This window comes from Phenylobacterium sp. SCN 70-31 (genome assembly GCF_001724605.1).
GTDB lineage: Bacteria > Pseudomonadota > Alphaproteobacteria > Caulobacterales > Caulobacteraceae > Phenylobacterium.
Genome location: NZ_MEEX01000053.1, coordinates 1 through 10,415, shown reverse-complemented (window position 1 = coordinate 10,415; position 10,415 = coordinate 1). Strand labels below are relative to the sequence as shown.

General features: G+C 71.4%; 9 protein-coding genes. 8 read left to right on the top strand and 1 reads right to left on the bottom strand.

Features of this window, described 5'->3' with window-relative positions:
• The first annotated feature begins 459 nt into the window (after nt 1-459).
• From ABS78_RS23290 to ABS78_RS23265, 6 genes are all read left to right on the top strand, one after another.
• The gene (locus ABS78_RS23290; protein WP_293385446.1) at nt 460-687 is read left to right on the top strand and encodes a hypothetical protein; all 228 of its coding nucleotides are present in this window, start codon (nt 460-462) and stop codon (nt 685-687) included.
• Between the two features lie 121 nt (nt 688-808).
• Nucleotides 809-1,696, top strand: a complete 888-nt coding sequence (locus tag ABS78_RS23285) for a toprim domain-containing protein (RefSeq protein ID WP_293385443.1) — start codon at nt 809-811, stop codon at nt 1,694-1,696.
• 103 nt (nt 1,697-1,799) lie between these two features.
• Complete coding sequence (locus ABS78_RS23280) at nt 1,800-3,809, top strand: chromosome partitioning protein ParB (protein ID WP_293385440.1); 2,010 nt, start codon at nt 1,800-1,802, stop codon at nt 3,807-3,809.
• Between the two features lie 72 nt (nt 3,810-3,881).
• Complete coding sequence (locus tag ABS78_RS23275; protein WP_293385437.1) at nt 3,882-4,178, top strand: hypothetical protein; 297 nt, start codon at nt 3,882-3,884, stop codon at nt 4,176-4,178.
• A gap of 60 nt (nt 4,179-4,238) precedes the next feature.
• On the top strand, nt 4,239-4,502 hold the full coding sequence (locus ABS78_RS23270; protein WP_293360847.1) for a type II toxin-antitoxin system Phd/YefM family antitoxin: 264 nt from the start codon (nt 4,239-4,241) through the stop codon (nt 4,500-4,502).
• Entirely contained in the window at nt 4,499-4,936 is a 438-nt protein-coding gene (locus ABS78_RS23265) for a growth inhibitor PemK (protein WP_293385434.1), read from the top strand. Before ABS78_RS23270 ends, ABS78_RS23265 begins: the two co-directional genes overlap by 4 nt.
• A gap of 84 nt (nt 4,937-5,020) precedes the next feature.
• On the opposite strand, the gene ABS78_RS23260 is transcribed toward ABS78_RS23265, so the two are convergent.
• The gene (locus ABS78_RS23260) at nt 5,021-5,194 is read right to left on the bottom strand and encodes a DUF1778 domain-containing protein (RefSeq protein WP_293385431.1); all 174 of its coding nucleotides are present in this window, start codon (nt 5,192-5,194) and stop codon (nt 5,021-5,023) included.
• Nucleotides 5,195-5,371: 177 nt separating this feature from the next.
• On the opposite strand from ABS78_RS23260, the gene ABS78_RS23255 reads away from it, so the two are divergent.
• Both ABS78_RS23255 and ABS78_RS23250 read left to right on the top strand, forming a co-directional pair.
• Complete coding sequence (locus tag ABS78_RS23255) at nt 5,372-9,628, top strand: strawberry notch family protein (RefSeq protein ID WP_293385428.1); 4,257 nt, start codon at nt 5,372-5,374, stop codon at nt 9,626-9,628.
• Nucleotides 9,629-9,773: 145 nt separating this feature from the next.
• A partial coding sequence (locus ABS78_RS23250) for an ArdC-like ssDNA-binding domain-containing protein (RefSeq protein WP_293385425.1) occupies nt 9,774-10,415 on the top strand: 642 nt, incomplete at its 3' end.

The following is a 10,415-nucleotide window of genomic DNA, read 5'->3' as shown; positions in this document are numbered from 1 at the left end:
CCGCGGCGGGTGAAGGTTCCGATGGTGGCCATGGTCTTGCTCCTGTCTGATCTCGACCGCGCCGATCGCGGTCTCGATGGCGCTCAGGAGGCCGGCGCGGAGCGCCGCCGCACCCGCCAGGGCGTCAGACGCCGGCGGCGGCTTTGTTGCCGCGCGAGGAGGCGCATCGCGCCGGGGAAGAAAGCCTTAGCCGCCGCGCGTTGCGGCGCCGGACGAGGCTGCAAGCCGTCGCCGGCCAGAACGCCAGACGAAGAGACCGCCTGTCGGCTGGGCTTCAGCTGGGAGCAAACTCTGTCCCCATGGGCTGTCGCTCTGCGGGTTTCGAGGGTGCGATAGGTGACTTTCTAAGTGAAAAGGGCCATGTTCCGGTCGGTGCTGCGGCACGCCTGACGATGGGTCGCCGCTCCCGGCCTGCCCGAACGCCGGTCCTCGCTCGGACCGGACGCTCTTGGAGGCACGATGGACGGCCCGACGTCGACGACTCGCCGCGCCCGGTTCGGGCGCATCTGGCGACGGGCCCGCGAGCTGTTGCTGGCGGTGCCGATCCTGATGGTCGGGGTGACTGTCGCCGACACCCTGGCCGATCCCGAGCGGCCAGGCCCGCTGACCTGGTGGGCGCTGGGCGTGGCCGGGGCCGCGATCGCGCTTTATCTGGCCTTTCCGGGCAGGGGTGAGGATCGGACCTAGCTCAAGGTCCGGCCCAAAGGTTGGGGAAGGGCGGCGAGGGGCGAACAGAGGAGCGTCGCAGACGCCGAGGAGCCGAGACCATGCCGAGATCTGCGCAACCCCTGCGGCCGGAGCGCCGACCATGTCCTTGAAGGTGATCGTCGAGGTGCTGGGCGGCGACCTCTACGACGGCGGCCGGCGCGCCAATATCCCGGCGCCCGGCCACAGCCGCGCCGACCGTTCCGTGTCGCTGCTGCTGAAGGACGATCGGGTCATCGTCCACACCTTCGGCGACGGCGACTGGCAGGCCGTGCTCGACGACCTGCGCGCCAAGCGCCTGATCGACGCCCACAATGCGCCCCGTTCGGTGTCGTTCGGCCCGGGCGACGACCAAACGAGCGCGCCCAAGCCCGACTTCCGGCGCCTCGACGCGGCGCGGCGCCTGTGGGACGCCGGCCGGCCGGTCGCCGGTGCGCTGGCCGAGCGGCATTGCCGCCTGCGCCACATCCAGCGCGCGCTGCCGGGGTCGCAGGTCCTGCGTCACGGCGGCGAGACCCCGGTCTCCGCCTATGCCGAGAGCCGGTATCGCCGCCCTGCCCTGCTGGTGGCGATCAGCGCCGCCGACGGATCCTTCAGCGCCGTGGAGATCACCTATCTCGCCGCCAACGGTCAGCGGGCGCTGGATCTGCGGCTGCCGCGCAAGACCGTGGGCCTGGTCCCGCCCGGCAGCGCCGTGCGGCTCGACCCGGCCGCGCCGGAGATGCTGGTCGCCGAAGGGGTGTTCACCACCTTGTCGGCGACGGAACGGTTCGGCCTGCCCGGCTGGGCGCTGCAGTCGACGCGCAACCTGAAGAGCTGGTCCGCGCCGGAGGGCGTGCGGAAGGTGTTGATCGCCGCCGACCGGGGCAAGGACGGGGAGGCCTCGGCCGAGATCCTCGCCGCGCGGCTGCGCCGGCAGGGCGTGGCGGCGGATATCGCCTTTCCGCCCGAGCCGTATGGGGACTGGAACGAGGCGGCGCGGCCCGCCTGAGGGGCCGGAGCCTGCCCTCAGCCGCGAAAGGCCGGAGGAAGGGCTGGGGTGGGCGCGCCCAGGGGCAGGATGACCCTCGCCCAGGCGCTGGAGCCTGACCCCCATGACCGACATCCAGACCGCTTCCGTCACCCCGATGGACGAGATCACCGTCCGCCTCGGCGACCTCGGCCTCGCGCCGGAGAACCTCCGCTTCCAGGAGCCGGCCGACGACGGCGTGCCGCAACTCGCCGAGACCGTGCTCGCGGCCGGCGTCCTGATCCCGCCGATCGTGCGGGCCGGGCGCAAGGGCGAGCAGCCGTTCATGGCCCTCGACGGGCGCCGCCGGCGCTTCGCCCTCCTCGCGCTGCGCGATCGCGGCGACATCGACGACGACTATCCGGTCGTCTGCAAGCTGGCGGTGAGCAAGGGCCAGCAGGCCGCCGCCATCGTCCTGCCCAACGCCGAGGTGGCGCCGGTCCACATCGCCGACATTATCGGCGCCATCGGCAAGCTGCGCAAAGCCAAGATGGACACCGCCGGCATCGCCCGCGCCCTGGGCTACGCCGAGCTGGAGGTCAGGCGGCTGGAGGCGCTCTCCGCCGTCCACCCGAGCGTATTGAAGGCCCTGCGCCAGGGCCGGCTGACCCTGAAGCAGGTGCGGCTGTTCGCGCGCCTGCCCGACAAGAAGCAGCAGGCCGAGATCGCCCAGACCGCGCTCGACGGGCATTTCCACGACTATCAGCTGCGCAACGTGGTCGAGGGCGACCGGGCGACGGTCCAGGACGACCGCTTCGTCCTGGTCGGCATGGACCGCTATGTCGCCGCCGGCGGGCGGGTGTCGACCGACCTGTTCGGCGAGCTTCCCGACAGCCTGCTCGATCCGGAGATCCTGCAGGCCGCCTGGCGGGCGCGCATCGAGCCGATCATCGAGCACCTGAAGGCGGCGGGCCTGGCCGTCTATGTCGGCCGCGACGGCGGCTACCGCGCCCCGGACGGCTTCTTCAACCTCCCCTACGTCTACGGCCGCGACCTGACCGAAGCCCAGGCCGAAGCGTTGGCGGCGGCGCGCGCGGAGGCAGCCCGTGTCGCCGGCGAGCTGCAGGAGGTCGACGCCCTCTGCGAGGCGGCGCCGGCCGCGCTCTGCGCGCTCTTCAGCGCCCAGATGGCGGTCGATGCGGCGCCGCTGTCGCGCAGCCGGCTGGGGGCGGTGCTGCTGACGCCCGCCGACGGCTACGGGGTGTCGGCGACCTTCTATTCGGTCCCGATCCCGGCCGAGGAACTGCCCGACGAGATCGAGGGCGAGGAAGAGGAGGATGAGGACGCCTCGCCCTCGGGCGGCTATGGCCGCGCCTCCAACGACGTCGAAGTCCCGCGCGCCGACGTGGAGGTCGAAGGTTCCAGCCACATCTTCCACGAGACTCGCACCGACGTCGCCACGCGCGGCCTGGTCCGCGACCTGGCCGACGATCCAGGGGCGGCCCTGACCGTGCTGGTGGCCCAGCTGTTCAAGAACCTGGCGCTGCACAGCTCGGGCAGCATCGAGGAGTCGGCGGCGGCCATCAACGCCACCGGCTATCGCCGCGGCTCGACGCCCTCGATCCCCGCCCTGGACGGCGAGGTGCGCGCCAGGCTAGAAGCACGCCGCGCCGCCTACAAGGCCAGCGGACTGCGGCCGATCCCGTGGGTCGAGACCCTGGCCCACGGGGACAAGATGGCGCTGATGGCCGAGCTGACAGCCATCTCGCTGAACGTCCGGGAGGGCCGAACCACCTCGCTGCGGCATGCGGCCCGGGCCGAGGCCGCCGAGATCGCCGCCCTCTGCGGCGCCGACATCTCGGCGCACTGGACGCCGGACGAGGCCTACCTCGCTGTCCACTCGAAGAAGCAGCTCCTGGGGCTGCTGGACGAGATGGAGGTCGAGGACGACCGGGCCAAGACCCTGAAGAAGGACGAGCTGGTGACCTTCGTCGCCGAGGCGGCGGCCGAGCGCCAATGGGCGCCGGTGGCCCTGGCCTGGGACCGTCTGCCCGATGAGGCGGTCGAGGACGCTGAAGCCGAAGAGGATGGCGACGCCGAGGCGAGCCCCGCCCGGCAGACGTCGGACGCGACGGCCGACCAGATCGCGGCCTGACCTGCAGGAGCCCTCGTCCACCGGGCGGGGGCTCTTGCTCTGTCACCGCTGGACGCTACGGATATCATGCACATGGAGGACGCCAGACGAAGAGACCAAGATCGCGCTGGCGCGCCTCGTGGCGCTCGCCAGCGAGGACACCGGCGGCAGCCGCGTGGCGCCAATTTCCTGCTCGCCTGGTGGAACGCCGCCGAGCTTGGCGGCTTCGACCCGACCGAGATGTGGCTGCTGGATGACCTCGCGGTTCGAGATCTGCTGCTGGTCGCCAGCTTCATCGGCCGCAACAATGTCTATCCCGACGCCCTGATCGGACGCGAGGCGGTGCAAGACCTCATCGTGCGCTGGCACGGCCGCGTCGTCGCGGACTGAACAGACTCGCGCCGATCAAGAATGTGAGTTATACGTATAACTCGGTAATCGGAGGCGATCGTGCGCATCTCGACCGCGGATTTCATCAAGAACTTCGGTTCGCTGGCTGACCAGGCGCTGGCCGAGCCGGTGCGGATCACCAAGCATGGCCGCGACCGGCTGGTGATGATCTCGGCGGCGGAATACGACAGGCTGAAGCGGCGCGATCGGCAGGTCTTCCGGTCGGAGGATCTGCCCGATGAGGTGCTTGAGCTGATCGCCACAGCCGAGTATCCCGCCGAGTTCGCCCATCTCGATGACGAGCTCAAAGACTGGAAGCCATGAGCTGGCCGACTCCTCGGGCCGGCCTTGTCATTCGATATTCCTACCTTTGGCGCAGCGAGGCGGCGGCCGGGCGTGAGGAAGGCGTCAAGGATCGCCCATGCGCCGTAGTCCTCGCCGTCGAGACCGATGGCGGCGTTAGGGTCGTCTACGTCCTGCCCATCACCCATAGCCCTCCCAAGGATCCCGACGACGCCATAGAACTGCCCCAGGCCACGAAAAACCGCCTGGGTCTCGACAGCGAGCAGTCCTGGATCGTCGTCAGCGAGGGCAACAGCTTTGTCTGGCCCGGCCCTGATCTTCGGCGCGTCGGCGATCGGGGTCCTGAAAGCGCGGCCTACGGCTTTCTGCCAGAGGCTTTGTTCAACCTCGTCCGAGCGCGGTTCATGACGCGCGTCCGAGATCGTCGCGCCGGCGTGGTCGCGCGGACGGAGTAGACGCGGAACCCCACAGGCCGTCGCTCAAGGATGCGCCGCAAAGCGTATTCGATCTCGAGGCACGCCCGGTCCTCGCGTAGGGCCTCACCGGGAAGCGACGGTTTTCCGATGACGCGCGAACGCCGCCCTCAGCTTGGCCGTCGGCGCCGAAGGCTGGTCCAACGCCGCGAAGAACGCCGCGTGATCGACGGGCTGCAGCGCCGTGCGATCAGCGTTGGGTTCGTCGATCACCTTGATGGGGTCCCGGCCAGCCGGCATGGGCGCTGCTCCTCCCCGACACCTGTAAGTCCCAAGGACGGGCTGGTCCAGAGATCGGCGGCGCTCATCGGGGTGCGTCATCACCCGCAGGTCAAAGGAAAAGGCAGGGGGCGGACGGGCGAGCCCGTCGGGACTGGAGGGAGGCGCCCTCCGCCGCGGGTGATCCGGACCTGCTCCATGAACGCCATGCTTCCCCTGTTCGCCGCCGCGACCGACGGCGCCGACCATAAGGCCGCCAACATCCTGGCCGCAGCCCGGGCGCTTTGCCCGCAGCTCAACCGCTCGCGGGCCCTGGACCGGCGTCTCGTCGCCAGCGTGATGACCACGACCTTCGGGGGATCGGACACTGAGGGGGCCTGGATCTGGCGCGACGCCTATGACGCCGTCGAGGCGGCGCTGGTGCTGCAGATTCGTCGTCTGGGGCCGCAGATCGGCCGGCTCGAGGACGCTCCGGCGGAGATCGCGGCCCTGCTCGCCAACCTGGCGGACCTTGGCCTCACCCACACGCGCCGCAGCGAGGAGCAGGTGGCGCTCGACCAGTTCTCCACCCCGCCGCAACTGGGCGCCCTGGCCGTGCTGGCCGCCCAGGTCCGCGCGGGCGACCAGGTGCTGGAGCCATCGGCCGGCACCGGCATGCTGGCGGTCCTCGTCGAGGCCTGCGGCGCGACCTTGACCCTCAACGAGCTGGCCGCCGGTCGCGCGGGCCTGCTCGAGGGCCTGTTCCCGGCCGCCGCGCGATCGGCCCATGACGCGCGGCATCTTCGCGACATCCTGCCGGGTTCGGGCGGCTTCCACGCCGTCATCGCCAACCCGCCGTTCCAGCGGCTGGAGGAGCACCTGCATGCGGCGCTGGACTGCCTGGCCGAGGGCGGGCGGCTGTCTGCGATCGTCCCGGCCCGGCTGTTCGAAGACGCGGCCGCCCAGCGCCGCCTCGCCGAGCGCGGACAGGTCGTCCAGCGGCTGGCCTTCCCGAACCGGGCCTACGCCAAGCACGGGACTTCGGTCGAGACCGGCCTGCTGGTCGTCGACCGTGGACCCGCGGACCCGGCCCTGGCGCCGGTGATCGCCGCGGAGACCCTGGCCGACGCGGCCCGCGCGGCCGCCGGCGTGATCGCCCGGCCCACGGCCCGGCCGCGCCAGTTCCGGGCGCTGTCGCAGGTCGCCGTCCTCGCCCCGCGGGCCCGTTCCCTGGCCTCGCCGTCGACGCGCCTGGCCTTCCTCAACACCGCCGCCCCGCTCGCCTATGAGACCAAGCCCTGGTCAGGCGAGGGTCACGATGTCGGCCTCTACCAAGCCTATGAGCTCGGGCGCATCGCCTTCCCGCACGTCCAGCCCCACCCCTCCCCGCTGGTGGAATCCGGACCGATGGCCTCGGTCGCGCCGCCGGCGCCGACCTACCGGCCACAGCTGCCGCCGAAGGTCGCCGCCGAGGGCCTAGTGTCCGACGCGCAGATGGAGACGGTGATCTATGCCGGCGAGGCCCATGCCCAGGTGCTGCCGGGATCGTGGATCGCCGGCGCGGCGCCGCACCAGGTGGTGCTGGTCAAGGACGACCACCCGGGCGCCGTGTCGTTTCGCAAGGGCTTCTTCCTCGGCGACGGGACCGGCTGCGGCAAAGGCCGGGAGATCGCCGGCGTCATCGCCGACAACATCGCCCAAGGCCGCCAGCGCGCCGTCTGGCTGTCGAAGAACGACGCGCTGCTGGAAGACGCCCGGCGCGACTGGGGCGCGATCGGCGGCGCCGCCTCCGACATCACCCCGCAGTCGTCGTGGAAGCAGGCCGACGCGATCCGCCTCGACCGCGGCATCCTCTACACCACCTACGCGACCCTGCGGCAGCCGGCCCGCGGCGACCGGCCCTCGCGGCTGGATCAGATCGTAAGCTGGCTCGGCGCCGACTTCGACGGGGTCATCGTGTTCGACGAGGCTCACGCCATGGCCAACGCCGCCGGCGGCGGCAAAGGCGCGCGCGGGACCAAGAAAGCCTCCCAGCAGGGCATGGCGGGGCTGGCGCTGCAGAACCGCCTGCCCAACGCCCGCATCCTCTACGTCTCGGCGACAGGGGCCACCACGCCGGAGAACCTGGCCTATGCCGCGCGCCTGGGCCTCTGGGGTGGGCCGGAAGCCCCCTTCCCCACCCGCGAGGCCTTCATGGACGCCGTCGAGACCGGCGGGGTCGCGGTGATGGAGCTGATCGCCCGCGAGCTCAAGGCCATGGGCCTCTACATCGCCCGCTCGCTGTCCTTCGACGGCGTCGAATACGAGGCCCTACGCCATCCGCTCACGGAAGACGACATCGCCATCTGGGACGCCTGGGCCGACGCCTACCAGCTGATCCACCAGAACCTGCGCGCCGCCCTGGAGGCGGTCGGCATCAGCGAAGACGGCAAGGCCAAGTCCGGCCAGGCCGCCTCGGCCGTCATGTCGGCGTTCGAAGGCTCCAAGCTGCGGTTCTTCGGCCACCTCCTGGCCGGCCTGAAGTCTCCGTCCCTCGTGGCCTCGATCCGAGGTGATCTCGGCGAGGGCCGCAGCGCCGTCGTGCAGGTGGTCTCGACCAATGAGGCGGTGATGGAGCGCCGCCTGGCGGAGATCCCCGCCGAGGAATGGAACAACCTGGCCGTCGACCTGACGCCGAAGGACCAGGTGCTCGACTATCTGATGGGCGCCTTCCCGATCATGGCGATGGACGCCGTCGAGGACGAGGACGGCAATGTGACCATGGTCCCGGTCATGGTCGACGGAGCCCCCGTGGTCAGCCAGGAAGCCCTGCGACTGCGCGAGGAACTCGTCGCCCACCTCGCCTGCCTCCCCGCCGTCCCGGGCGTGCTGGACGCCGTCCTCGACGCGCTGGGGACCGAGATGGTGGCGGAGATCACCGGCCGCAGCCGCCGGGTGGTCCGGCGCGACGGCCGCCGCGTCGTTGAGCGGCGCAGCGCCTCGGCGGCCAAGGCCGAGACCGACGCCTTCATGGCCGGCAAGAAGCGGGTGCTGGTGTTCTCCGACGCCGGCGGCACCGGGCGCAGCTACCACGCCGATCTGAGCGTCCAGAACCAGCAGCGCCGGGTCCACTACCTGGTGGAGCCGGGCTGGCGGGCCGATGCGGCGATCCAGGGCCTGGGCCGTTCGCACCGCACCAACCAGGCCGTCGCGCCGCTGTTCCGGCCGGTGACCACGGACATCCACGGCGAGAAGCGGTTCACCTCGACGATCGCCCGCCGGCTGGACAGCCTGGGCGCCTTGACCCGGGGGGAGCGGCGCACGGCCGGCAACGGCCTGTTCCGCGCCGAGGACAATCTGGAGAGCCCTTGGGCCCACCGGGCGCTGCAGGCCTTCTATATCGCCCTGCATTTCGGCAACGTCGAGGCCATGGATCGCGAGACCTTCGAGGCCAAGACCGGCCTGCGGCTGCTCGACCATGACGGCGATCTGAAGAAATCCGACGACCTGCCGCCGATGAACACCTTCCTCAATCGCTTGCTGGCGCTGCGGATCGCCGACCAGAACGCGCTGTTCGCGGCCTTCGACGAGATCCTCTCCAGCATCCTGGAGCGGGCCGTAGCCGCCGGCGCGCTGGACCGCGGCATGGAGGACATCGAGGCCGACGACCTGGTGGTCAAGGGCGAGGAGGTGATCCGCACCGATGCGGTCACCGGCGCCGAGACCAGACTGCTCACCTTCCAGGTCCGCACCCGCCGGTCCCTGCTCGCCGCCGAGGACGCCCTGGCCGGGGTCGACCCGGAGGCGACGGTGTTCGCCGTCAACGCCAAGTCGGGACGGGCGGCGCTGGTCGTCCAGGGCCTGACCACCACCAACGACGACGACCGGCTGATCCCGGCCGTGCGCCTGGTCCGCCCGGAGAAGCGCACCATCGCTTCGCTGAAGGGTTTCGAGGAATCGGCCTGGGAGGCCTGCGAGGAAGCGGCGTGGCGGGCCGCCTGGGACGCCGAGATCGCGCAGGCCGACCCCTGGATCACCCGCGATCTCGTGGTGGTCAGCGGCCTCCTGCTGCCGATCTGGGCGAGTCTGCCGGACAAGCGCACCTCGGTGCGCCGGCTCAAGGCGCCGGACGGGCGACGCTGGCTCGGCCGGGTGCTCGACCCCGCCCAGGTCGTCCCCCTGAAGATCGCGCTGGGCCTGACCGATACGGCCAGCGCGGTCGGCGACGGCGGCGCGGCCTCCCGGCTGGTGCTCGGTGAAGGCGCCTCGGTCGCCCTGGCCGGCGGCCTCTGGCTGCGGCGCGCCAAGGTGATGGACCGCCAGCGGCTGGAGATCGTCGGCGCGGCCTCGCAGCGCTCGACGTTCACGGCGCTGGGCTGCTTCGTCGAGATCATCAGCTACACGCCGCGGGTGTTCGTGCCGACCGATCGGCCGGACGTGCTCACCGCCATCCTGGCCAAGTGGCCGGCGCAGAGCATCCTGCCAGCGGCCGCTTAGGGCCGATGGACAGCGCGAGGAGCCGCCGGGTCGGACCGGCGGCTCTCTTCGTGCGGGGCCGCGCGGCCGTCTGGGGAGGGGAAAGGAAGGGACGGAGCAGGCAAGCGCTCCGGAATGGGTCCGGGGCGGCGAACCCGAGGTCCCCATGTCCACGCCCCTAGACGATCTGATGGCCGACATCATCGCCCGCATCGAGGCGGGCACGCCGCCGTGGCGGCAGGCCTGGAGCCGAGCCGGCGCCGATCCCGCCCTCCCCTTGCGGGCCAACGGCGAGCCCTTCACCGGCAGCAATTCGTGGCTGCTGTCGTTCGCCGGCGCGCTGCGCGGCTACGGCTCGCCCTACTGGTTCACCTTCCGCCAGGCCCTGGCGATCGGCGCGCCGGTGGCCAAGGGCGCCAAGGGCTCGCTCGCCATCCTCTACAAGACACGCGTTGTCGAGGGGGAAGGCCGTGCCGGCGAGGCGGGCGATCCCGGCGGCGAGGATGCCGACCCGAAGGTGTTGCGCTATCTGAAGACCTACGCTGTCTTCAACGCCGACCAGCTGACCGACTGCCCGGAACGCTACCGCGCCGGCCCGCCGGTCGACCCGGCCGTGCGCGCCGCGACGCGGAACGCCATCCTCGACGCCGTCCCGGCCCAGATCGAATATGGCGGCGCTCAGCCCTGCTACATCCCCTCGCGGGACCTGATCCGCCTGCCGGCGCCGGAAGCCTTCCATTCGGTCGACGATTTCCTGGCGACCAAGGCCCATGAGCAACTGCATTGGTCGGGCGCCGCGCACCGGCTG